The following is a 21,725-nucleotide window of genomic DNA, read 5'->3' as shown; positions in this document are numbered from 1 at the left end:
TAGAGTTCTACAGCATATCGCAAGATTACGGCAGCACAACAGCCCGATCCGGCAGCAGGAGGAACACGCATGGTGGACGGGGCACCGGCCGTTCTCGCGATGAGCTGGCCCAATCCGGCCAGCGTCGGGCCCGGCAGCGTCGCCGTGATCGGCGAGCGGATGCGCGCGCTCGGCGCAACGCGCGTGCTGCTGGCCTCCGATGCCGGGATCATGGCGGCGGGGCTGGTGAACCGCGTGGCCGGCCTGCTGCACGGGGCGGGGCTTTTCGTCGCCATCTATACGGGGGTGAGCCCCAATCCGCGCGAGGTGGAGGTGGAGGCGATCCATTCGCTCTGGGGGGCCGAGCGCTGCGACGGCGTCGTCGCGCTGGGCGGCGGCAGCACCATCGATGCGGTCAAGGGTGCCTGTCTCCGGCGCTTCACCGGCCGCTCGCTCGACAGCCTCTTCGACGAGGGCATCCATGAGGTGCCGCGCGAGCCGCTGCGCTTTGTCGCCGTGCCGACCACATCCGGCACCGGCAGCGAGACGACGCTGGGCGGCGTGCTGAAGACGCCGCGGCGCAAGCTGGTGCTGCGCAGCGAGTATCTGCGGCCCGCCTTCACCATCCTGGACCCGGAGCTGGTGATGTCGCTGCCCCCGCGCGCGACGGCGGCGACGGGGTTCGACGTGCTGATGCATGCGCTGGGCGTGCTCACCTCCAACCGGCCGCATCCGGTCGGCGACATGGTGGGAGCGGAGGCGATGCGGCGCGCCGCCGGCCACATTCTGCGGGCCGTGGAGGACGGGCGCGACATCGAGGCGCGGTCCGAGATGATGCTGGCGAGCTACCTGGCCGGGCATGGCATCACGCTGAAGGGGGTGGATGCGATCCACGGACTTTCGACGCCGGTGGAGTCGCTGACGGATTGCACCCATGCGGATTCGCTCGGCGTGATCGCGCCCCATGTGATGCGTTTCAACATGCCGGCCTGCGCGGGGCGCTATGCCTGGATCGCGCGGATGATCGGTGTCGCGGGGGAGGGGGAGCCGGAGGATGCGGCGGCGGAGGCGCTTGTTGCGCATTTCGCGGGAATGCGGGACCGCTTCGGCATGCCCGGCCGGCTCGGGGAGCTTGGGGTGGAGCGCGGCATGATCCCGGAGTTGGCGCGGCAGGCGCAGCTGAGCGCGGCGACGAAGGGCAATGCCCGCCCGGTGAGCGCAGCGGATGCTGCCATGCTGTATGAGGGGATGATCTGATGCCCGGGCCGCTGGAGGGGATCAGCGTCCTCGATTTCTCGGAGCTGCTGCCGGGGCCGTTCCTGACGGGATGTCTCGCGGAGCTCGGCGCGCGGGTGCTGAAGGTGGAGCGGCCGCCCGGCGGCGATCCGGTGCGGCGCATGTCGCCGGGCGTCTTCGGCGCGGTGAACCGGGGCAAGGACAGCGTGCTGATCGACCTGAAGCAGCCGGAGGGGGTTGCGCAGGCGACCTCCCTGGCGGCTGAAGCCGATGTGCTGGTCGAGAGCTTCCGGCCCGGGGTGATGGCGCGGCTGGGCCTTGGCTATGGCGAGCTGGCGGCGGTGAACTCACGGCTGATCTATGCCTCGCTGAGCGGCTACGGGCAGGACGGGCCCTATGCCGCGGTGCCCGGGCATGACCTGAACTACCTCTCGGTCGCGGGGCTCAAGGCGATCTCGGGCGGCAGTGCGGGGGTGCCCGTGGCCGATCTCTGCGGCTCGGTCTATGGGCTGGCCGGTGTGCTCGCGGCGCTGGTGCAGCGCGGCGTCACCGGGCGCGGGCAGCACCTGGACGTCTCGCTGACCGAATGCGCGCTGCACTGGCTTAATCCGCGGCTGGGCCGCTTCGCGGGGGCCGGGGCGGAGACGCTGGAGGAGCAGCGGCGCATGTCGCTGTCGCGCCCGGCCTATGGCGCTTTCCCGTGCCGCGACGGGCGGGCCATCAGCATCGCAGCGCTGGAGGATCATTTCTGGTCGCGGCTGCTGGGCGCGATGGAGCTGGCGCCCTTCGATACGCCCGATCATCAACGCATGGCCCAGCGCGTGCCGCTCACCGAGGAGATCAATGCGCTGATCGGCGCGCGCTGCGCGGAGGAGGAGAGCGAGCCCTTGCTGGCGCGGCTGCTGGCGTCCGATGTGCCGGCGGCGCCGGTGCTGGCGCCGGGCGAGGTGGCGGGATTCCCGCAGCATGTCGCGCGCGGTGCGATGCAGGAGACGGCGCTGGGCCCGTTGGCGCGATTCCCGGTGAGGCTGGAGGGCATGGCGCCGCTGGGCGACGCGCCGGCGCTGGGCGAGGCTCGCTCGTGAGCGGCGGGGCGCTGCCGCCGCGCATCGCGCGCGAGCTTGAGGGCAAGGTCGCGATCGTCACCGGCGCCGGGTCCCAGGCAGAGGGAATCGGCAACGGGCGCGCCGCCGCCATCCTGCTCGCCGAGGCGGGGGCGCGGCTGGTGCTGGTGGACCGCAACCGCGGCTGGGCGGAGCGGACGGCGGAGATGATCGCGGCCGAGAGCGGCGAAGCCCTCGTGGTGGAGGCGGATGTCACGCGGCTCGAGGACTGCCGCAGCATCGTGGAGCAGGCGGTCGCACGCTTCGGCGGCGTGGATGTGCTGGTGAACAATGTCGGTATCGGTGGCGCCAAGGGCACGGCAGTGGAGACTGATCTGGAGGAGTGGAACCTCGGGCTGCTGGTGAACGTCACCTCCATGATGCTGACGGCGAAATTCGCCATCCCCGAGATGGTGCGCCGAGGCGGCGGGGCGATCGTCAACATTGCCTCCGTCGCCGGGCTGCGCGGGGGGACGCCGAACCTGCTCTATCCGACGTCCAAAGGTGCAGTGGTGAACATGACCCGGGCGATGGCGGTGCATCACGCGCGGGACGGGATCCGCGTGAACTGCGTGTGCCCGGGGATGCTGCACACGCCCATGGTCTATGCCGGCGGGATGACGGAGGAGATGCGGGAGGCGCGGCGCAACCGGTCCCTGCTCCGCAGCGAGGGCACGGGGTGGGATTGCGGGGCGGCGGTGCTGTACCTTGCTTCCGGTCACGCGCGCTGGGTCACGGGGGTGATCCTGCCGGTCGATGCGGGGGCGACGGCGACGACCTCGCTCGATCTGCCGGACCGGCGGGGGTAGGAAAGCATGCCTGGGAGAAAGTGTTCTCCCAGACCCTCTTCTATTTCTACCAGTCAACAGAAGGAGGGGGTCTGGGGGAGCTCACTCCCCCGGCCTTGCTTCGCCCCGCAGAGTCACGACAGCATCGAGTGCCCAGGCGCCCTCGCCCTTCGCCCCGACGCGGAGAGGGTTGATCTCGATCTCCTCGACCGCGTCGGGCCGGGCCTCCACCAGCGCCGAGAGTGCGGCCATCGACTGGCACAACGCCTCGATGTCGAGGGGCGCCGCGCCGCGCATGCCGTCGAGCAGGGGGAAGCCGCGCAGGTCGCGCAGCATGCGTGCGGCCTCGGCGGTGTCGACGGGCAGCAGGCGGTGGGCGACGTCCTGCAGCAGCTCCACATGAATGCCGCCCAACCCGCAGGTCATGACATGGCCCAGCACGGGGTCACGCGAGATGGAGAGCAGGAGTTCCACGCCGCCCGCGGGCGCCATGCGCTCCACCAGTGCACCGTCGATGCGTGCGGCGGGGTGGTGACGGGCGGCGGCTTGCGTCACCGCCTCGTAGGCGGCTTCCGCGGCGGCGGTGTCGCGTAGGTCGAGGAGCACGCCGCCGATATCGGATTTATGCAGGATCTCCGCGCTGGCGATCTTCACCGCGCAGGGGAAGCCGAGGCGGGCGGCCGCAGCGCCGGCCTCGGTCCTGGAGCGGGCAAGGATACCTTCGGGCACGGTCAGTCCGGCCTGCTGTAGCATCGCCTTGCCGTCGGCTTCGGACAGGGTGCGGGTGGGTCCGTCGGGCAGGCCGGCGCCGAGGCCGGGGGGCATGAGGCCGGCGCGCCATGCGCCGGCGTCGATGAAGCGGCGGAAGGCCTTGGCGGCGTTGCGGAGGCTGCGGATCGGAACCATGCCGGCCTCCGCGAAATGGCGGTAGGCGGCGCCGGTGCGCTCGCTCATCCAGACCGGCACGAGGGGGATGGGCGTGAGCGTCTGCGCGGCCGCCATGCGCTGCGCGACCGTGAGGGAGACCGGGCCGTAGTCGAGCGGCATGGGCATCATCACCAGGGAAACGGCGGGGTCGTTGGCGACGGCGGCGAGGGTTTCCTCGATCACGCCGGGATTGGTCAGCGTGACCGTGGTGGTGTCCACGGGGTTGCCGAGCGCGGCGAAGGGCGGGAGCTTCGAGGCGAGGAGGCCGGTGGTTTCGGGGGCGAGTTCGGCCAGGACGAGGCCGGCCTGGCCGACCATGTCGGCGGCCAGGGCGCAGGCGCCGCCGGAGGAGCCGAAAACGGCAATGCGCTCGCCGCCGCGCGGGGTTCCACGGGCGAGGAGGGAAGCGACGTCTACCAGCTCGTCGATGTCGTCCACCTCAATGATGCCGAGCTGGCGGAAGGCGGCGCTGTTCACCTCCGCCGAGCCGGTGAGGGAGGCGGTGTGGGAGGCCGCGGCGCGCATCCCATATTCGGAGCGGCCGACCTTGAGCGCCACGATCGGCTTGCCGGCCTCTGCGGCGCGGCGTGCGGCGGCGAGGAAGCGCGGGCCGTCCTTGATGCCCTCGAGGATGGTGCCGATGACGCGCACATCCGGTGCGTTGGCCATGTAGTGGATGAAGTCGGCGACCTGCAGGTCCACCTCGTTGCCGGTGGAGCACCAGAGGGCGAAGCCGGTGCCGCGCTCCATGGATTGCAGCAGGTTGCGGCCGAGGCCGCCGCCCTGGGTGGCCAGGCCGATGGGGCCGGGGCGCAGGTCGTCCTTGAAGGCGGGGGAGAAGGTGAAGCCGATCCGCTTGTTGATGTTGGTGATGCCCGGGCAGTTCGGGCCGTAGAGGCGCATGCCGCTGGCCTCCGCCAGGGCGGCCATCTCGGCTTCCACCGCGCGTCCTTCGTCGCCGGTTTCGCCGAAGCCGGAGGTGAGGATGACGCAGAACTTCACGCCGAGCGCGGCGCAGTCGCGCAGCGCGTCCATGACGCCAGCGGCCGGGACGGCGATCACGGCGAGGTCCGGCACGGTGGGGAGGTCGGCGACACGCTTTTGGCAGGGCAGGCCGCGGATTACTGGGCGGGTGGCGTTCACCAGGTGAAGGGTGCCGGCGAAGGCGGAGTGGTCGAGGATGTTTGCCAGCGTGCGGCCGCCGACGCTGGCCTCGCGCTCCGAGGCGCCGACCAGCACGACGGAGCGCGGGTCGAACAGATGGGTGAGGTCGGAGAAGGGCTTCATGACAGCGCCGACAGCCCGAGGATCTCGCGGCCGGCAATGAGGGTCTGGATCTCCGTGGTGCCCTCCGGGATCATGCCGCCGCGGGTGTCGCGGAAGATGCGCTCGATCGGGTAGTCGGTGGAGTAGCCGAGGCCGCCATGCACCTGCAGCGCCATGTTGGCGACCTCATGCGCGGCTTCGGTGGCGTAGAGCTTGGCGATGGAGCATTCGGTGCGGGCATCCCGCCCGCGGTCCAGCGCGACGGCGGCGTTGTAGCTGAGGGCGCGGGCGGCCTCGGTGCGGATGGTCATGTCCACGATGTGCTTCTGGATGAGCTGGAAGCTGCCGATAGGCTTGCCGAACTGCTTGCGGGTCTTCGCGTACTCGATCGAGAGATCCAGCGCCGCCTGGGCCGCGCCGACCGCGCCCATGGCGATGTTCACCCGCGCGGCGTTCAGGCCCTTCAGCACCTTGGCGAAAGCGCCGCCCTCCTCGCCGAGCAGGTTCTCGCGCGGGATCACCACGTCGCTGAAGCCGAGCTCCGCCGTGCCGGTGCAGCGGAGCACCATGGTGTCGAGCGGGCGTATGTCGTAGCGGGCGACGTCGCGCTCCACAATGAAGGAGGAGAGCTTGCCGTCGCAATCCGGGCTGAAGGTGCGGGCGATGACGATGGCGAAATCGGCATTCGCGCCGTTGGTGATCCACATCTTGCGGCCGTTCAGCACATAGGTGTCGCCGCGGCGGTCGGCGCGCATCTGCACGCCGGCGGCGTTGGAGCCGGTGTCGGGCTCGGTCAGGCCGAAGCAGGCGCGGCGGGTGTTCTCCAGCAAGGGCTTGAGGAAGCGCGCCTTCTGGTCCGCGTCGCCGTAGGCGTGGAGGCGGTTTATGGCGCCGTTGGTGATGTTCACGAGGGTGCGGAGCGACATCCAGTAGTAGCCGGTCTGCTCCAGCAGCATGCCCCAGGTGACGTAGTCGAGCCCGAAGCCGCCATCCTCCTCGGGCAGGCGGCCGCCGAGATAGCCGAATTCGCGCAACTCGCCGAGCAGCTCGAAGGGGAAGGTCTTGGCAGCTTCGTGCCGGTTGATCACCGGGGCGACGGAGCGTTCCATGAAGCGGCGGACATTGTCGCGCAGCAGCTCCTGCTCGGGGAGGAGGTCAACGGCCATGCCGGCCTCCGCGATGCTGGAGGCCAGTCCGCAATTGCTGGATGCGCGCCGCGCGAGCCGCCATGGTCACTTCCTCTCCGCCGCCCGGCGTTGGCCGCCGTGGTCCCCTCGGGGGTGGCCGGGGGTGCGGCGATGGTAGATCGCGTGACTTTCAAGTCAAGTCAGATGCCCGAAGGGTCATTCTGCGCCGGGCTGGAAAGATGGCTGCGGGTCCTCTAACGCCCTGGCAGGCGCTGCCCGCAGCCCGCGCCCGCAGCCTTGGGGCCACCATGCCAACCACCGTACCGGCGACGCTGAGAACCCTGGCCGTCTTCGAGACCTTCGCGCGCGAGCAGCGGGAGCTCTCCAATGCCGAGGTGGCGCGGCTGATCGGCCTGCCGGAAAGCAGCACCTCCGACCTGCTGCACACGCTGCACGAGGCGGGCTACCTGCTGCGTACCGTGCGGTCCCGCCGCTTTTACCCGACGCGCCGGCTGCTGGAGCTGGCCCGCCAATCCGCCGAGAGGGACCCGATCGCGACCTTCGCCGCGGAGGCCATCGCGGCGCTGAGCGAGCGCACGGGCGAGACGGCAATCTGCGGCCGGCCGGATGGCGTGCGGGTGCAGGTGGTGGGGGTGCAGGAGGGCAGCCACACGCTGCGCTACATGCTGCGCCCGGGGGAGCGGCTGGCGATGCATGCCTCGGCGCTGGGCAAGGCGCTGCTGTCGCTGATGCCGCCGGCGGAGATGCGGCGCGCCATCCGCGCCAGGCCGCTCCGGCAGTTCGGGCCGAACACCATCACGGACCCGGATGCGCTGGAACGCGCCATCGGGGAGGTGCGCGCGCGGGGCTGGTCCTGGGTGGCAGATGAGGCCGGGGACGGGGTGGCGGCCATCGCCATCGCCGGGCTGGTGGGGGACGAGCCGCTGGGGATCTCCCTGGCCGGCCCGACCACCCGGCTGGTCGACAGCCGGGACCGCTACCTGGCGGCGCTGGAGGAGATCCGCCCGCTGCTGTTCGGGCGCGCCGCCCCGGGCTGAACGCCATTGTTGATCTCCGCGTCGCCTTCGATATGCTGAAGGTAACTCCGGTTACTCGGAGGTCACGGCGGCGCACGCCGAGACGGGGAGGAAGGCGATGCGGATCACCCGGCGGGCCATGGGCCTGGGTTTGGCGGCGCTCGGCGCGCGGGGTGCGGGGGCGCAGGGCAATTATCCCAGCCGCTCCATCAACTGGATCGTCCCCTTCACCCCGGCGGGGATCACGGACATCAACTCGCGGCTCTTCGCCCGCAAGCTCGGCGCGCGGCTCGGCCAGAGCGTGATCATCGACAACCGTCCCGGCGCGGGCGGCACGCTGGGCACCGAGGCGGGGGCGCGGGCGGCGCCGGATGGCTACACGATGATGTATGGCACCCAGGGCACGCTCTGCACCGCTCCCGCCCTGTTCCGGCGCCTGCCCTATGACCCCATTCGCAGCTTCATCCCGATCCAGGGCCTGTTCGAGACGCCGAGCTTGCTCGTCGTCCATCCCTCGAGGCCCTATCGGACCGTGGCGGAGCTGATCGCCTATGCGAAGGCCAATCCCGGCCGGGTCAATTTCGGCACCTCCGGCGTGGGCACGGGCACGCATCTGGCCACCGTGCTATTCCAGACGATCGCCGGGATCGACATGACCCATGTGCCCTATAACGGCAGCGGGCCCGCCATCGCCGATCTCATCGCCGGCAACACCGACATCATGTTCGACTATGCGGTGGCCACGCGCGACCACATCGAGAACGGCCGGATGCGCGCCCTGGTTGTCACCGCGCGGGAGCGCATCCCCGTGCTGCCGGAGGTGCCCACAGTGGTGGAGCTGGGAATCCCGGACGCCGCCTCGGCCGCCTGGTCCGGCATCCTGCTGCCGGCCGGCACGCCGCCGGAGGTAGTGGAGAAGCTGGCCGTGGAGACCGCGGCGACCATGCAGGATGCCGAGATCCGCAGGAACGCCGAGAGCAATGGCAGCCGGCCGATGGTGGAGCTGAACCGCGAGCGCTTCGCCCGCTTCATCGAGGCGGAAATCCCGCGCTGGGCCGATATCGTCCGGCGTTCCGGAGCGCAGCCGAGCTAGGAGGGCCGAGGATGCGGATCACCCGGCGTAATCTCGGCCTCGGCCTGGCCGCCCTAGGCGCGCGCGGGGCGGCGGCGCAGGGCGCGGGCGGGGGTGCCTATCCCTCCCGGCCCATCACCTGGATCGTGCCCTTCACCGCGGCGGGGGTGACGGATTCCACCTCGCGCCTCGCCTCGCGCAAGCTCGGCCAGCGGCTCGGCCAGCCGGTGGTGATCGAGAACCGGCCGGGTGCCGGCGGCACGGTCGGCACCGAATACGCCGCGCGTGCCGCGCCGGATGGCTACACGATCCTCTACGGCACCAACGCCGCCATGTCCGGTGCGCCGGCGCTGTACCGGCGGCTCGGCTACGATCCCGTGCGCAGCTTCACGCCGATCCAGGGGCTGTTCGAATCCTCGAATGTGCTCGTGGCCAACCCGTCCCGCCCCTACCGCACGGTGGAGGAGCTGGTGGCCTATGCGCGCGCCAATCCCGGCCGCATCAACCTCGCCCATGCCGGGGTCGGCACCTCCACCCATCTCACTGCCGTGCTGTTCGAATCCATCGCGGGGATCGAGATGACGCATGTGTCCTACACTGGGGCCGCGGCGGCGCTGACGGATCTGATGGCGGGCAATGTGGACGTCATGTTCGACTACGTCGCCACCACGCGGGAGCATCTGGCCGCCGGGCGGATGCGCGGCCTCGTCGTTACGGCGAAGGAGCGCATCCCCGCGCTGCGCGACCTGCCCACCGTCGCCGAGGCCGGTCTCCCCGAGGCGGTGTCCTCCACCTGGTCCGGCCTGTTCCTACCGGCCGGGGCGCCGGAGGAGGTGATGGAGCGCCTAAGGACGGCGGCTGCCGCGGTGATCCGCGACCCCGAGCTGCGCGCCTTCGGGGAAGGCAATGGCAGCCGGCCGCTGGACGAGATGAGTGGGGACGCCTTCGGGCGGTTCGTCGAGGCCGAGGTGCGGCGCTGGGGCGAGATCGTGCGGCGCTCGGGGGCGCAGCCGGCATAGGGCCGGGCGAGCGAACTCCGGTCATCCTTCCGCGGCAGCCTTGCTGAGGAAGATGGGAGTCCGGGGAGAATTCCTTCTCCCCGGCCTTGCTCACTCCATCCGGATGTTCGCGCTCCGGATCACGTCCCCAATGCTTTTCCGCTCCGCCGAGAGGGCGGCGGTGAAGTCCGTCGGGCTCAGCCAGGCGGATTGGCCGCCAAGCTCGCGGATGCGGGTCGCGAAATTCGGGTGGTTCACGGTGCGGCGTATCACGTCGGTGAGGTAGGCCACCATGGCCGGCGGCATGTCGGGCGGGCCGCCGAGGCCGACCCAGGTGGTCATCACCACCCCGGGTACCAGGCTCTCCAGCGTCACGGCGCCCGGGAAATCCGGATGCGCTTCCGTGCCCGTGACGGCGACGGCGCGGAGGGAGCCGCTGCGGACGTGGGGCAGGGTGGGGCTGACGCTGTCGATCATGAAGTCGATCTTGCCGCCGATCAGGTCCGCGACGGCGGGGCCGCTGCCGCGATAGGGCACGTGCACAGCCTCGAAGCCGCCTTCCTTCTTCAGCATCTCCATCACGATGTGCTGGGAGGTGCCGGGGCCGGGGGTGCCATAGGTGAGGGGGGCGGAGCGGGAGCGGGCGGTCTCGATGAGGTGGCGGGCGTCGCGCAGCGGCGAGTCCTTGGGAACGACCATGACGAGCTGGCCGGCCGTCATCCGGGCGATGACGGTGATGTCCCGCTCGGGGTCGTAGGGCACGCGCATGAGCAGCGGGTTGGTGACGATCTGGCCGGGGGTGAGCATCAGCAGCGTGTAGCCATCGGCCGGGGCGCGGGCCGTCATCTCGGTGGCGACGTTGCCGCCCGCGCCGGAGCGGTTTTCGAGCACCACCTGCTGGCCGAGCAGCTCGGACATGGTAGGGGCGGCCAAGCGGGCGGCGATGTCCGTGGCGCCGCCGGGGGCGAAGCCGATGAGCAGGCGGATGGGCTTGCTGGGGTAGCCGGCGGGCGCGGCCGGCTGGGCGAGGGCGCCGTGCGCCCAGGGCGCCGCGGCGCCGAGGGCGACGATGCCCCGACGGGTCAGGCTCATGACGAGTCCTCCTGCCGGCGATGCGTGCCGCCGGCCGCTTCTGCGGTGACCCATTCGTTCCGGAGGTTACTCCCGAGTCAAGTCCGGGCTTGCGGCCCGCGCAGGCCGTTCAGGATGAAGCCCGCGAAGGCTTCCCCGATCTGCCGCCCCGTGAGCGGGCCGTCCGGCGTGTACCAACGGGCGATGTGGTTGATGGCGCCCATGAAGAAGGCGACCGCCAGCCTCGGGTCGCCCTGGGCCAAGGCGCCGGCTTCCATGGCGGCCTGCACCATGTCCCGCAGCGCCCGGTCCGCCTCGCGCATGCGGGCGCGGATGGGGTCGGCATACTCGGGGGGGAGGGAGGTGATGGGCTCGGCGAGCACGGCGTAGGAGCCGAGCTCGCTCGTCACCAGGTCGATGTAGTGGACGATGTAGAGGCGCAGCCGCTCCAGCGGGTCGTCGGAGGCGGCGAAGGCGATCTCGCGTGCCTTCGCGCCGGAATCGAAGGCGATCGACTTCGCCTCGTGCAGGATCTCGTGCTTGGTGCGGACGTAGCGGTAGAGGGCGGGCTTGGTGACCCCCAGCGCCTCGGCGATCTCCTCGAGCGAGGTGTTGTGGAAGCCGCGGCGGCCGAAGGCGCGGGCGGCCTCGCGCACCAGGGCGTGGCGCTTCGTCTCGAACTGCGCCTCGCGGGCCGGGACGGCATCCGCCCAGCGCGCCGGCTTCTTCGGCACCGCCTTGGGCAAGGCGGCCTTCAGGGTTGCCGGATTCTGCGGTGCCGGTTTCGGGGTTGCCGTCTTTGGGGGCGCCGTCTTCGATGTCGCTGGCCGGTTCATCTCGCCATCCTGCTTTCCGCCATCTGATCGACCGTGGGAAGGAGCGCAAGGCCGCGGATTGCACGCGACCGAGTTGACTTCAAAGTCACCTTGGATACCATGAGGTCACCAAGCCCAGTGGCGGACAACGCGGCGGGCGAGAGGAGGAACCTTCATGTCCATCCCGCGCCGTGCGGCCCTGGCGTGCCTGGCCGGCCCAGCCCTGTCCGGTGGCGTCCTCGCGCAGCCGGCCGGCCAAACAGGGGGCCAGACGGGGGGCCAGACGGGCACGACTCAGCCGATCCGCGCCGTCTGCGGCTCCTCGCCGGGCAGCATCACGGACCTAATCGCGCGCATCGTGCAACCGGGGCTGGCGCATCGGCTCGGGCAGCCGGTGATGGTAGACAACCGGCCGGGCGCGGGCGGCAACATCGCCGCCGAGTACCTGGCCAAGGCGGCGCCGGACGGCAACACGATTATGATCGTCTCGGGCGGGATCATGACGCTGAATCCCTATCTGTTCCGCGACATGCCCTTCGATCCCGTGCGCGACATCAAGCTAGTCTCGCGCATCACGGCTGGCGGGTTCCTGCTGGCGGTGCCGAGCGCCATGGGCATCACCGATGTGGACGGGCTGGTGGCGCATCTGAAGCGCATGGGGGATGCGGCGAATTACGGGTCGCCGGGCGTCGGCTTCGCCATGCATGTGGGGTCCGAGCTGTTCCTGCAGGCGGTGGGCGCGAAGGCAACCCATGTGCCCTACCGCGGCAGCGCCGCGGCCATCAACGCGCTGGTGGCCGGCGAAGTGGATTTCCTGTTCGACAGCCGCGGACCGCTGGCGCCGCATCTGCAATCCGGCAAGATCCGGGTGATCGCCAATGGCGGGTCGCTGCCGGACCCCGCGTATCCCAACCTCCCCCGGCTCTCGGACCGCTACCCCGATGTGGTGGTGCAGAGCTGGACGGCGGTGGCTGCACCGGCCGCGCTGCCGGACGCCCTGGTCCGGCGCCTCGATGCCGCCACACGGGCGACGCTGGAGGATCCGGAGGTCGTGACGCGGCTGGGGAGCGTCGGCAACGGCCCGGCCCATCTCGGGCCGGAAGAGTTCGTGCGCTTCTACGCCGAGGAGCGGGCACGCGCCACCCGCGGCGTGGAGATCGCGGGGGTGCGGCCGCAATGAGCGCGTCCCGCCGCTCCCTGCTGGCCGCGGCCACGCTGGCGCCATTCGCGCCGCGCCACGCTCGTGCCCAGGGCTTTCCGAGCCGGCCAATCAGGATGCTGGTGGGCTTTGCGCCCGGCGGCGCGACCGATATCGCGGCGCGCCTGCTGCAGCCGCTGCTGGGCCAGGCGCTCGGGCAATCCATCGTGGTCGAGAACCGTTCGGGCGCCGGCGGCAATGTCGCGACCGACCTGCTCGTCCGCGCGGAGCCGGATGGCTACACGCTGATGCTGGCCAGCCCCGGGCAGCTCGTGGTGAACCCGCTGCTGGACCCGAAATTCACCTTCGACGCCGCGCGCGACGTCACCGCCATCGGGCGGACGACGAACAGCCCGCTGGTGCTGGTGGTGCCCGCCAACTCGCCCTATCGCGACGCGAAGGCGCTGGTGGAGGCGGCGCGGGCACGGCCCGGGGCGATGAACTACGCCTCGGCCGGCATCGGAAGTTCCATGCACATCGCCGGCGAGATGCTGAAGGCCAATGCCGGCCTCGACGTGACCCATGTGCCCTATCGCGGCAGCGGGCCGGCGGTCACCGACCTGATCGCGGGCGGGGTCGACTTCATGATCGACAGCGTCTCCACCACCGCGACCCATGTCCGCAACGGCGTGCTGCGCGCGCTGGCCACGACGGGGGAGGAGCCCTTCCCGGAATTCGCCGAGGTGCCCCTGCTCCGTTCCGTGGTGCCGGGAGTGGTCCTGACGACCTGGCTGGGGCTGGTGGGGCCGGCCCGGCTTCCCGCGCCCGTCCTCGCCCGCCTGTCCGACGCGCTGCGCGACGCCGTGCGCGGGCCGGTCTTCGGCGCGCGCCTGAAGGACCTGGGCAGCCAGGCCTTCTGGGCGGGCTCGCAGGATTTCGCCGCCCATCTCGTGGCAGAGCGGCAGCGCGCCGCCGAGGTGATCCGCCGTGCCGGCATCCGACTGGAGTAGATGATTTGGACCTCCGCGATCCCACCCTCTACGCGCCGTCGGGCGCCGGCGACGGCGCCGTGCTGCTGGCGTTGCGCGATCCCGCCAGCGGGGGCCTTGCCTTTCCCCGCACCGCCTATGGCATCGGCGCTTCCGGCACGCCGTCCGAGTTGGCCGAGCCCGTGGAGCTGAGCGGGCGCGGCGAGGTGCTGATCTGCATCACCGTGCACCAGCCGCTCTCGCCCGGGATGGTCACGCCGCTCTTCGTCGCGCGGCTGCGGCTGGAGGAGGGCTTGGTGCTGGACGGCGTGATCGACGGCACCGAGGAGCCGCGCCCCGGCACGCCGGTGCAGGCCGTGCTGGTGCCGGAGGAGCGCGAGGGCGGCGCCGTGCTCGCCTGCCGCTTCCGCCCGGTGGGAGAGGCGGCATGAGCGGCCTTGCCTCGATGCGCCCGGTGCGCGTCGTCGGGATCGGGATGCATCCCTATCAGTTTCCGTCCGAGACGCCCTTCGTTACCCTCGGCCTGACGGCGCTGCGGCAGGCGCTGGCGGATGCGGGGCTGCAATGGCCGGACGTGACCATGGCCGCGATCGGCACGGGCGCGATCGGCATGGCCGCCGGGCGCGTGATGCTGCGCCACATCGGCTCGACCGGGCTCGAGGTGATGCAGGTGGAGAACGCCTCCGCCTCCGGCTCCTCCGCCTTCCGCATGGCCTGCCTGATGGTGGCGAGCGGCCAGCACGAGATCGCCCTCGCGCTGGGCGTGGACAAGTTCGGCTCCGCCCAGCGCGCCGCGCACAAGGACGGCATCCCGCGCCTGACGCCAGCGGCCGAGATCCCGGCGGTGAAGTTCGCCCTCATGGCCCGCGCCTGGCGCGACCGCTACGGGCTAACGCCGGAGGACATGGCCCGCGTCGCCGTAAAAAACCACGGCAATGCCGCGCGCAACCCCTATGCCCAGTTCCGCAAGCCGCGGACGCTGGAGCAGGTGCTGAATTCCAACAAGGTGGCCGGCGACCTCACCTCCCTGCAATGCACCCCGCGCGGCGAGGGCGCGGCGGCGGTGATCGTGGCAAGCGAGGAGGCCATCGCGCGCCACGGGCTGGACCGCGGCCGCGCCATCCGCGTCCTCTCCTCCGTCGCTTCCTCCGAGCATGCGGTGGCGGATGAAGGGTGGAGCCTGGTGGAGATGGTGCAGCGCTCCGGCATCGCCGCGCTGGAGGCGGCCGGGATCGGCGTGGGCGAGCTCGATATCATCGAGCTGCACGACGCCTTCACCATCGAGGAGATCGTCTATGCCGAGGCGCTCGGCCTCTGTCCCCTCGGCCAGGGCGCGGCGCAGGTACGGGAAGGACGATGGGACATCGGGGGGGGCGGCTGCGCCGTCAATCCCTCGGGCGGGCTGCTCGGCATGGGCCACCCGATCGGCCCGACGGGCGCCGGGCAGGTCGCCGAGATCGTGCGCCAGCTCCGCGGCGAGGCCGAGGGGCGCCAGCACCCGGGCGCGCGCACGGCGATGGCGCATATGATCGGGCTGGGCTCCGTGGCGGTCGGCCACGTGCTGCAACGGGACTGAGGGGCATGGCGATGCGCGAGGAACTGGGAACGCTCATCTATGAGTCGGCCGATGGCGTGGCGGTGGTCACGCTCAACCGGCCGGACCGGATGAACTCCATCGGCGGCACGATGAAGGAGGACCTAGCAACGGCCTTCTTCACCCTGGCGAAGGCGGATGCGGGGCTGCGCTGCGTGATCCTGACGGGCGCGGGGGACCGCGCCTTCTGCGCCGGCGCCGACATCAAGGAACGTGCGGAGCTGCGCCGCACCGGCCCGGAATACTTCATGGCGCAGAAGGCGACCCATTCGCTGATCCGCGGCATGCAGGAGTTGGAGCGCCCGCTGATCGCCGCCATCAACGGCGTCGCGCTGGGCGGCGGGATGGAGTTGGCGCTGACCGCGGACATCCGATACGCCGTCGCCCACGCGAAGCTCGGCCTGCCCGAGGTGCGGCTGGGCGCCATCCCCGGCGCCGGCGGCACCCAGACCCTGCCAAGGCTGGTCGGCGCCAGCATGGCCAAGGAACTGATGTTCACCGCCGAGCACATGACGGCGGAGAAGGCCCTCGCCATCGGCCTCGTCAGCAAGGTCGTCGGGAGCGACGTGCTCGGCGCCGCGATGGAGACGGCGCGGAAGATCGCGGAGATGCCTCCGCTCGCCGTCGCCTTCGCTAAACGCGCGGTGAACGCGGGCATGCAGGGCGGCATCGATGCCGGCCTCGAATTCGAACGCTACGCCGCCGGCATGCTGACGGACAGCGAGGACCGGCGCGAGGGATTCCGCGCCTTCGTCGAGAAGCGCAAGCCCGTCTATGTCGGGCGCTGAGACCGGATCGCGGGAGGCCGCTTCGGCCCGGCGCGTGAATCCGCTCTCCATCCATCAAGCGGGGACATCATGGAACTGAACCTGAAGGGCCGCGTGGCGCTCGTCACCGGCGGCGGCCAGGGCGTGGGCCGCGCCATCTGCAAGGAACTGGCGGCGGAGGGGGTGAAGGTCGTCGTCAACGACCTCTTCGCCGAACGCGCCGAGGCGGTGGCGCAGGAGATCCGCGCGGCCGGCGGCGAAGCGGTGTCGGCCGCCGGCGACATCACCGATTCCGCGGCCGTCGCCGCCATGGCGACCAGGGGGCGCGAGGCCTTCGGGCCCATCACCATCCTCGTGAACAACGCCGGCGTCACGCCGGAGCGCCGGGCCAAGGGCGGCATGCCGCCGACCTTCATCGAGACGCCGGACCGTGAGATGCACTCCACCGTCGAGCTGAACGTCTACGGCACCATGTATTGCTGCCGCGCCGTGCTGCCCGACATGGTCTCCGAGAAATGGGGCCGCATCATCTCCATCGCCTCCGAGGCCGGGCGCATCGGCGAGGCGCGGCTGGCCGCCTATTCCGGCGCCAAGGCCGCCATCATCGGCCTCACCAAGGCCCTGGCGAAGGAGCACGGGCGGGACCGCGTCACCGCCAATGTCGTCGTCCTCGGCGCGGTCTCGCATGAGGGCATCGCGCCCGGCCAGGCCACCAGCGCGGATGCCACGCCCGAGACCAACGAGCGCCTGGCGAAGATGCTGAACGCCTATCCCTCCGCCAAGGGCCTCGGCCGCCTGTCGCGCCCCGAGGATGTCAGCGGCGTCGTCGCCTTCCTCTGCTCCGACCGCGCGGCCTTCGTCACGGGCCAGCATGTCGGGGCATCGGGCGGCTACGCGATGCCCTGAGCGCCCCGGCCATGCACCCCCCGGTCTTCCGCACCCGCATCACGGAGTTGTTCGGCATCCGCCATCCCATCCTGGCGGGTGGGCTGATGTGGCTGTCGGATGCAAGATATGTCGCCGCCGTCGTGCGCGCCGGCGGCATGGCCTTCCTCACCCCGCGCTCCTTCCCCGAGCCGGGCGCCTTCGCCCGCGAGCTGGTGCGGGCCCGCGAGCTGACGGAGGGGCTGCCCTTCGGCGTGAACCTCAACGTCTCGCGGGTCGCCGGGCACAACCTGCACATCGATGAGTGGCTCGAGCTCTCGCTCCGGGCGGGGGTGCGGCATTTCGAGACGGTGGGGCGGGCGCCGGGGGACCTGATCCACCGCATCCACGCGGCGGGCGGGATCGCCGTGCACAAATGCCCGCTGCTGCGCCATGCGCTGAATGCCGAGCGGGCGGGGGCGGATGCCATCACGCTCATCGGCGTGGAGGCGGGCGGGCATCCCGGGGCGGCGGTGCTCTCCTCCATGGTGGTGGCACCGCTGGCGGCGCGGACGCTGCGCGTGCCGCTGATGATCGGCGGCGGCATTGGCACCGGGGACGGGATGCTGGCGGCGCTGGCGGCGGGCGCGGAGGGAGTGGTGCTGGGCTCGCGCCTTCTCGCCTCGGAGGAGATCTGGGCGCATCCGGCCTACAAGCAGCGCATCGTGGAGGCGCGGGAGGATTCCTCCATCCTCACCTTCGCCGGCGCGCATCCCATGGGGTCCTGGCGCGTGCTGGAGAACGAGACGGCGCGCGAGGTGCTGCGGCGCGAGGCGGCGGGTGCGACCGATTACGACTCCTTCTCCGACCTGATCGGCGGCACGCAGTCGCGCGACCATGTGTACCGCGACGGCGAGACGGAGCGCGGGATGATGTCCTGCGGGCCCGCCGCCGTCTTTGCCGAGGCGGTGCGGCCGGTGGAGGCGATCATCGACACGCTCATGGCCGAGGCGGTCGCGGCGCGACGCCGGCTCGACCGCCTGGGCGCCGAGGAGACCGCGACGGCATGAGCCAGGTGATCCTGTCCGGCGACCGCGCCATCGACGGCGCAGCGCTGCGGGACGGGGCGGCCCGTGCCGCCTCGGGGCTCGCGGCGCTCGGCATCGGGGCTGGCGACCGCGTCGCGGTGATGATGCGGAACGAGCCCGCCTACCTGGAGGTGATCCTTGCCGCCGACCGGCTCGGGGCGGCGCTGGTGGCCATCAACTGGCACTTCCGCGCCGACGAGGCCGGGCATGTGCTGGCGGATAGCGGCGCCAAGGTGCTGCTCGCCCATGCCGACCTGCTGCCGGGGATCGCGGCGCTGGTGCCGCCGGGTGTCGCCGTGATCGCGGTGCCGACACCGCGCGAGGTGGTGGAGGCCTATGGCATCGCTTCCCTGCCGCCCGTCCCGCCCGGCGTGATGGACTTCCCGTCCTGGCGGGACGCGCAGGAGCCCTGGACGGCGCCGACGCCGCCCTCACTGGGCATGATGCTCTACACCTCCGGCACCACCGGGCGCGCGAAGGGCGTGCGGCGCCTGCCCGGCACGCCGGAACAGCATGATTCCGCCCGCCGTATCCGCGTGCTGGTCGGCGGCGCGCGGCCGGGGATGCGCACGGCCGTGGTCGGGCCGCTCTACCATGCCGGCCCGGCCTCCAGCGCGCGCGTGGCCCTTCTGCAGGCCGAGCTGATCGTGGTGATGCCGCGCTTCGACGCGGAGGCGCTGCTGCGCGCGGTGGAGGCGCACCGGCTGACCCATCTCGCCCTCGTGCCGATCATGCTGGTGCGGCTGCTGAAGCTGCCCGAGGCCGTGCGTGCGCGCTACGATGTCTCCTCGCTCGAGGGCGTGACCCATGGCGGCTCCGCCTGCGCGCCGGAGGTGAAGCGCGGCATGCTCGACTGGTGGGGCCCGATCCTGACCGAGACCTATGGCTCGACCGAGGTGAGCCTTATCGCCGCTTCCCGCTCGGAGGACTGGCTGCGCTTCCCCGGCACCGTCGGGCGCGCCCTGCCCGGCACCTCGATCCGCATCCTGGACGAGGAGGGCCGCGTCCTGCCGCCCGGCCAGGTGGGCGAGGTGTATGTCGATTCCGGCCCCAACGCCCTGCCCTTCACCTATCACCACATGGAGGAGGAGCGGGCGCGCATCGAGCGCGACGGCCATGTCACCAACGGCGATGTCGGGATGCTGAACGAGGAGGGCTTTCTCTTCATCACGGACCGCAAGCGCGACATGGTCATCTCCGGCGGCGTGAACATCTATCCAGCGGAGATCGAGGCGGCGCTGATCACGCATCCAGCCGTGATGGATTGCGCGGTGTTCGGCGTGCCTGATGTCGAGTTCGGCGAGGCGCTGGTCGCGGCCGTGCAGCCCCGACCCGGCCCAGTCCCTACCGCGGAGGAGTTGCGCGCGCATCTGCGCGAGAGGCTTGCGGGCTATAAGGTGCCGCGGCGGATTTGGCTGGTGGGGGACATGCCGCGCGACAGCATGGGCAAGGTCTTTAAGCGGTGGCTGCGCGAGGCCTATGCCGGCGCGCCGGCATGAACCCCGCCCCAGCCACGCGCCCGTTGCCCGGGGAGGCCGTAGAAGTGGCGCCCGGGTTGCTGCGGGTGTGCATGCCGCTTCCCGGCCCGCCCTCCCATGTGAATTGCTGGCTGATCGAGGATGGGGCGGGCTGGTTGCTGGTGGATACCGGGCGGGGGGACGAGCCGACCCGGGCGCTATGGCGGACGGTATTTGCCACGGCACTTGCTGGGCGGCCGGTGACGCGCGTGCTGGTCACGCATTTCCACCCCGACCACGTCGGTTTGGCCGGCTGGGCCTGCGCCGAATGGGGAGCGCCGCTTCTCATGCCCCGCAGCGAGTGGCAGCGCGCTCGGCTTCTCCTGCTGGACGACCAAGCCGTGCTGGCGGCCATGCTGGTGGAGCTGCAGCGGCGCGCCGGAGCACCGGCGGAACACTTGCGGCAGATAGCCGGAGAGGGCGTGACTTATCACAATGCGGTTGAGCCCTTGCCACGCCAGTTCCAGTCGATCGCGGATGGACAGGCAATCCGGATCGGCGGGCGGGACTGGTTGGTGCGGGTGGGCGCAGGACACTCGCCCGAGATGGCCTGCCTACACGAGCCTCGGGCGGGAGTCCTGATCTCGGCCGACCACGTGCTGCCGCGGATTTCGCCGCATGTGGGCCTGCATCCCAGCGAGCCCGATGGGGATCCTCTCGGCGTGTTCCTCGATCACCTCACGCTCTTTCGCGCCATCCCGGCAGACAGCTTGGTGCTGCCCTCGCATGGGGAGCCCTTCCGACACCTGCACGAGCGGATTGACGCGCTGCTTCACCACCATGCCAGGGCCCTGTCTCGCATTCTCTCTGGAGCGGGGGAGGGGCTCAGCGCGCTGGATGCGGCGGCCCTCATGTTCGAGCGGCCCTTCAGCGGCCGGCAACTCACCTTCGCGCTCTCGGAGGCCCTGGCGCATCTGAGTCACCTGACACATCAGGGCGCGTTGGTCAGACGCGTGACGCCGAAGGGCGTGTGGCAGTTCGAAGCCGCGGCACAGTAAAATCGAGGCGAGGCCGATGTCCACAGTTCAGGTCCGTAGCCGTTTCGCACCAGACGTCGATGGTAAGCGACAGCGATAGCGACCGCGCCGGATAAGCCGCTCAGGCTGGTCAAAAGCGGAGTGTCATGCAGGTGCGCTCCGCGCAGGCGATGGGTGGGAAATTCAACCTCCGCTCGCCATGCCCCTCAATGACGCGCCACCAAAGCCGCGGAGCCGCCGTAGGTCCCCAACACCGCCTCTCGGTATGTCGCATAATACATCTTATGTAAAAAACTAGGCAACTGAACGAAGCTGGACCTTGTCAATGACGAAGTGTTGCGTGCAGGTGAAAAGTCATTCAAGCGACAATTTCCGCACAAGCCATGCCATCCCAACATGCACTTCCTACACTGTAGTCCTCAGATATCCTGAGGTGCAGAACGCATTCTTCAAGGTCAACACGATCCCAGATTCAAGGTGCAAGTTCCAGGCGAAAAATCCTTTTCAGCTCCGTCCTACATGCATTCGAACGAGTCTAAGACTTGGTGGTGTAGCATTCGTCGCTTATCTTAGAATACGAGTGCACACTTGGTTGGTCAGCTTCTGGCGTACCCAGCCGCGGTACAATAAGGTGTTGACAGAGCGAGACCAACTCCCGTCAGCCACCGTTCTGTATTACCTAATTTTAGCCGATCCGAAATCGGCGGCGTTCGCACGCGCACTAAATGCGACCTACCAAGATCCCCAGAACAAATATGAGGAAAGCAGGGATTAATATAGCAGAGCCGAGCAGCATGGCAGAAGGTGTGCCACGACGAAAAGCTGGGTCCGTTTGCCGCCAAGTTCTCAGTTCGTCTAGTGCGGCCTGCCGCGCAATTGTCTGGGCGACGGCGGACGTTACCGCCTCGGCACCTTCGAATTGTCGGCGTAGATCACTGGCATGATCTGCTAAAATTGCACGCAGTCGAATTGGTATCTCCTCGTAGGATTGCTGAACCGGAAAAACTTTCTCCTCGACATTCCGAACCAAAGAATCGAAGTGAGTTAGAAATTCGCGTCTTTCGTTCCGCGCGACGAGATGTTCGTCTTCAAGTAAATGCAGCAGTGCGGCTGCATCATTTTGAAATTGCTTTGACGTCGAAGCAGTCGTTCGTTGAAAGTCCACTATAAAAGATTTGATCTGATCAGGGACGCGACGCATTAGGACCGCGTTTTGCCGCACCTCATCCCTGAAGGTGTGCAGCTCGACGATCAAGCCCCAGGTTGGATCGCCAGGCTCCGCACCAGCGCGCTGCGCGATCTTCAGCAGGTCGGTTGGTACCTCGCTAGCAAATGCCTCTTCCGGTCGGCCCTGAGGTGGAAGCAGCTTGGC

At 70.1% G+C, this 21,725-nt stretch carries 20 protein-coding genes; 15 read left to right on the top strand and 5 right to left on the bottom strand.

Annotated features, from left to right (window positions below):
• Window positions 1-69 precede the first annotated feature (69 nt).
• The 3 genes from ACVBD7_RS26335 to ACVBD7_RS26325 are packed head-to-tail and all read left to right on the top strand — an operon-like array spanning window position 70 to window position 3,127.
• Window positions 70-1,236, top strand: a complete 1,167-nt coding sequence (locus ACVBD7_RS26335; RefSeq protein WP_458098480.1) for an iron-containing alcohol dehydrogenase — start codon at window positions 70-72, stop codon at window positions 1,234-1,236.
• A complete protein-coding gene (locus ACVBD7_RS26330; protein ID WP_458098479.1) occupies window positions 1,236-2,300 on the top strand; it encodes a CaiB/BaiF CoA transferase family protein in 1,065 nt (354 codons plus the stop codon). Before ACVBD7_RS26335 ends, ACVBD7_RS26330 begins: the two co-directional genes overlap by 1 nt.
• Window positions 2,297-3,127, top strand: coding sequence for an SDR family NAD(P)-dependent oxidoreductase (locus ACVBD7_RS26325; RefSeq protein ID WP_458098478.1), 831 nt, complete (start codon window positions 2,297-2,299; stop codon window positions 3,125-3,127). The genes ACVBD7_RS26330 and ACVBD7_RS26325 overlap by 4 nt, the downstream gene beginning before the upstream one ends.
• An 81-nt stretch (window positions 3,128-3,208) precedes the next feature.
• On the opposite strand, the gene ACVBD7_RS26320 is transcribed toward ACVBD7_RS26325, so the two are convergent.
• Both ACVBD7_RS26320 and ACVBD7_RS26315 read right to left on the bottom strand, forming a co-directional pair.
• Window positions 3,209-5,320 carry an acetate--CoA ligase family protein gene (locus ACVBD7_RS26320; RefSeq protein ID WP_458098477.1) on the bottom strand — a complete coding sequence of 704 codons (2,112 nt, stop codon included), beginning with the start codon at window positions 5,318-5,320 and terminating at the stop codon, window positions 3,209-3,211.
• A complete protein-coding gene (locus ACVBD7_RS26315) occupies window positions 5,317-6,465 on the bottom strand; it encodes an acyl-CoA dehydrogenase family protein (RefSeq protein WP_458098476.1) in 1,149 nt (382 codons plus the stop codon). The genes ACVBD7_RS26320 and ACVBD7_RS26315 overlap by 4 nt, the downstream gene beginning before the upstream one ends.
• Before the next feature lie 200 nt (window positions 6,466-6,665).
• On the opposite strand from ACVBD7_RS26315, the gene ACVBD7_RS26310 reads away from it, so the two are divergent.
• The 3 genes from ACVBD7_RS26310 (at window position 6,666) to ACVBD7_RS26300 (ending at window position 9,554) form a co-directional block, all read left to right on the top strand.
• Window positions 6,666-7,484, top strand: a complete 819-nt coding sequence (locus tag ACVBD7_RS26310) for an IclR family transcriptional regulator (protein WP_458098475.1) — start codon at window positions 6,666-6,668, stop codon at window positions 7,482-7,484.
• Between the two features lie 97 nt (window positions 7,485-7,581).
• Window positions 7,582-8,556, top strand: coding sequence for a Bug family tripartite tricarboxylate transporter substrate binding protein (locus ACVBD7_RS26305; protein ID WP_458098474.1), 975 nt, complete (start codon window positions 7,582-7,584; stop codon window positions 8,554-8,556).
• Between the two features lie 11 nt (window positions 8,557-8,567).
• Window positions 8,568-9,554, top strand: coding sequence for a Bug family tripartite tricarboxylate transporter substrate binding protein (locus ACVBD7_RS26300; RefSeq protein ID WP_458098473.1), 987 nt, complete (start codon window positions 8,568-8,570; stop codon window positions 9,552-9,554).
• 90 nt (window positions 9,555-9,644) lie between these two features.
• Here ACVBD7_RS26300 and ACVBD7_RS26295 read toward each other — a convergent pair whose 3' ends face one another.
• Both ACVBD7_RS26295 and ACVBD7_RS26290 read right to left on the bottom strand, forming a co-directional pair.
• Window positions 9,645-10,625, bottom strand: a complete 981-nt coding sequence (locus tag ACVBD7_RS26295) for a Bug family tripartite tricarboxylate transporter substrate binding protein (RefSeq protein WP_458098472.1) — start codon at window positions 10,623-10,625, stop codon at window positions 9,645-9,647.
• Window positions 10,626-10,702: 77 nt separating this feature from the next.
• A complete protein-coding gene (locus ACVBD7_RS26290; RefSeq protein ID WP_458098471.1) occupies window positions 10,703-11,350 on the bottom strand; it encodes a TetR/AcrR family transcriptional regulator in 648 nt (215 codons plus the stop codon).
• Between the two features lie 244 nt (window positions 11,351-11,594).
• Between ACVBD7_RS26290 and ACVBD7_RS26285 the strand changes: the two genes are divergently transcribed.
• The 9 genes from ACVBD7_RS26285 to ACVBD7_RS26245 all read left to right on the top strand — a co-directional run bounded on the left by ACVBD7_RS26285 (window position 11,595) and on the right by ACVBD7_RS26245 (window position 20,374).
• Window positions 11,595-12,599: a Bug family tripartite tricarboxylate transporter substrate binding protein gene (locus tag ACVBD7_RS26285; protein WP_458098470.1), complete on the top strand. Its 1,005-nt coding sequence runs from the start codon at window positions 11,595-11,597 to the stop codon at window positions 12,597-12,599.
• On the top strand, window positions 12,596-13,567 hold the full coding sequence (locus ACVBD7_RS26280; protein WP_458098469.1) for a Bug family tripartite tricarboxylate transporter substrate binding protein: 972 nt from the start codon (window positions 12,596-12,598) through the stop codon (window positions 13,565-13,567). Before ACVBD7_RS26285 ends, ACVBD7_RS26280 begins: the two co-directional genes overlap by 4 nt.
• Before the next feature lie 5 nt (window positions 13,568-13,572).
• Complete coding sequence (locus tag ACVBD7_RS26275) at window positions 13,573-13,977, top strand: OB-fold domain-containing protein (protein ID WP_458098468.1); 405 nt, start codon at window positions 13,573-13,575, stop codon at window positions 13,975-13,977.
• Window positions 13,974-15,122 carry a thiolase family protein gene (locus tag ACVBD7_RS26270; RefSeq protein ID WP_458098467.1) on the top strand — a complete coding sequence of 383 codons (1,149 nt, stop codon included), beginning with the start codon at window positions 13,974-13,976 and terminating at the stop codon, window positions 15,120-15,122. Before ACVBD7_RS26275 ends, ACVBD7_RS26270 begins: the two co-directional genes overlap by 4 nt.
• 5 nt (window positions 15,123-15,127) lie before the next feature.
• Entirely contained in the window at window positions 15,128-15,928 is an 801-nt protein-coding gene (locus ACVBD7_RS26265) for an enoyl-CoA hydratase/isomerase family protein (protein ID WP_458098466.1), read from the top strand.
• Between the two features lie 69 nt (window positions 15,929-15,997).
• The gene (locus tag ACVBD7_RS26260) at window positions 15,998-16,813 is read left to right on the top strand and encodes an SDR family NAD(P)-dependent oxidoreductase (protein WP_458098465.1); all 816 of its coding nucleotides are present in this window, start codon (window positions 15,998-16,000) and stop codon (window positions 16,811-16,813) included.
• An 11-nt stretch (window positions 16,814-16,824) separates the two neighbouring features.
• Window positions 16,825-17,841, top strand: coding sequence for an NAD(P)H-dependent flavin oxidoreductase (locus tag ACVBD7_RS26255; protein ID WP_458098464.1), 1,017 nt, complete (start codon window positions 16,825-16,827; stop codon window positions 17,839-17,841).
• Window positions 17,838-19,358, top strand: a complete 1,521-nt coding sequence (locus ACVBD7_RS26250; RefSeq protein WP_458098463.1) for an AMP-binding protein — start codon at window positions 17,838-17,840, stop codon at window positions 19,356-19,358. Before ACVBD7_RS26255 ends, ACVBD7_RS26250 begins: the two co-directional genes overlap by 4 nt.
• Window positions 19,355-20,374: an MBL fold metallo-hydrolase gene (locus ACVBD7_RS26245; RefSeq protein ID WP_458098462.1), complete on the top strand. Its 1,020-nt coding sequence runs from the start codon at window positions 19,355-19,357 to the stop codon at window positions 20,372-20,374. The genes ACVBD7_RS26250 and ACVBD7_RS26245 overlap by 4 nt, the downstream gene beginning before the upstream one ends.
• A gap of 700 nt (window positions 20,375-21,074) precedes the next feature.
• Here the strand turns inward: ACVBD7_RS26245 and ACVBD7_RS26240 are convergent.
• Window positions 21,075-21,608, bottom strand: coding sequence for a hypothetical protein (locus ACVBD7_RS26240; protein WP_458098461.1), 534 nt, complete (start codon window positions 21,606-21,608; stop codon window positions 21,075-21,077).
• Between the last annotated feature and the right edge of the window lie 117 nt (window positions 21,609-21,725).

Source organism: Roseomonas sp. WA12, assembly GCF_054165765.1.
The sequence above is the reverse complement of the archived record's forward strand: the minus strand, read 5'-3'. Positions and strand labels throughout refer to the sequence as shown.

What these genes read in the sequence shown, in the direction of transcription:
- ACVBD7_RS26250 (WP_458098463.1), top strand. Translation starts at nt 17,838, where the DNA reads ATGAGCCAGGTGATCCTGTCCGGCGACCGCGCCATCGACGGCGCAGCG.
- ACVBD7_RS26330 (WP_458098479.1), top strand. Translation starts at nt 1,236, where the DNA reads ATGCCCGGGCCGCTGGAGGGGATCAGCGTCCTCGATTTCTCGGAGCTG.
- ACVBD7_RS26315 (WP_458098476.1), bottom strand. Translation starts at nt 6,465, where the DNA reads ATGGCCGTTGACCTCCTCCCCGAGCAGGAGCTGCTGCGCGACAATGTC.
- ACVBD7_RS26295 (WP_458098472.1), bottom strand. Translation starts at nt 10,625, where the DNA reads ATGAGCCTGACCCGTCGGGGCATCGTCGCCCTCGGCGCCGCGGCGCCC.
- ACVBD7_RS26260 (WP_458098465.1), top strand. Translation starts at nt 15,998, where the DNA reads ATGGAACTGAACCTGAAGGGCCGCGTGGCGCTCGTCACCGGCGGCGGC.
- ACVBD7_RS26255 (WP_458098464.1), top strand. Translation starts at nt 16,825, where the DNA reads ATGCACCCCCCGGTCTTCCGCACCCGCATCACGGAGTTGTTCGGCATC.
- ACVBD7_RS26300 (WP_458098473.1), top strand. Translation starts at nt 8,568, where the DNA reads ATGCGGATCACCCGGCGTAATCTCGGCCTCGGCCTGGCCGCCCTAGGC.
- ACVBD7_RS26280 (WP_458098469.1), top strand. Translation starts at nt 12,596, where the DNA reads ATGAGCGCGTCCCGCCGCTCCCTGCTGGCCGCGGCCACGCTGGCGCCA.
- ACVBD7_RS26335 (WP_458098480.1), top strand. Translation starts at nt 70, where the DNA reads ATGGTGGACGGGGCACCGGCCGTTCTCGCGATGAGCTGGCCCAATCCG.
- ACVBD7_RS26320 (WP_458098477.1), bottom strand. Translation starts at nt 5,320, where the DNA reads ATGAAGCCCTTCTCCGACCTCACCCATCTGTTCGACCCGCGCTCCGTC.
- ACVBD7_RS26245 (WP_458098462.1), top strand. Translation starts at nt 19,355, where the DNA reads ATGAACCCCGCCCCAGCCACGCGCCCGTTGCCCGGGGAGGCCGTAGAA.
- ACVBD7_RS26265 (WP_458098466.1), top strand. Translation starts at nt 15,128, where the DNA reads ATGGCGATGCGCGAGGAACTGGGAACGCTCATCTATGAGTCGGCCGAT.
- ACVBD7_RS26305 (WP_458098474.1), top strand. Translation starts at nt 7,582, where the DNA reads ATGCGGATCACCCGGCGGGCCATGGGCCTGGGTTTGGCGGCGCTCGGC.
- ACVBD7_RS26270 (WP_458098467.1), top strand. Translation starts at nt 13,974, where the DNA reads ATGAGCGGCCTTGCCTCGATGCGCCCGGTGCGCGTCGTCGGGATCGGG.
- ACVBD7_RS26285 (WP_458098470.1), top strand. Translation starts at nt 11,595, where the DNA reads ATGTCCATCCCGCGCCGTGCGGCCCTGGCGTGCCTGGCCGGCCCAGCC.
- ACVBD7_RS26310 (WP_458098475.1), top strand. Translation starts at nt 6,666, where the DNA reads ATGGCTGCGGGTCCTCTAACGCCCTGGCAGGCGCTGCCCGCAGCCCGC.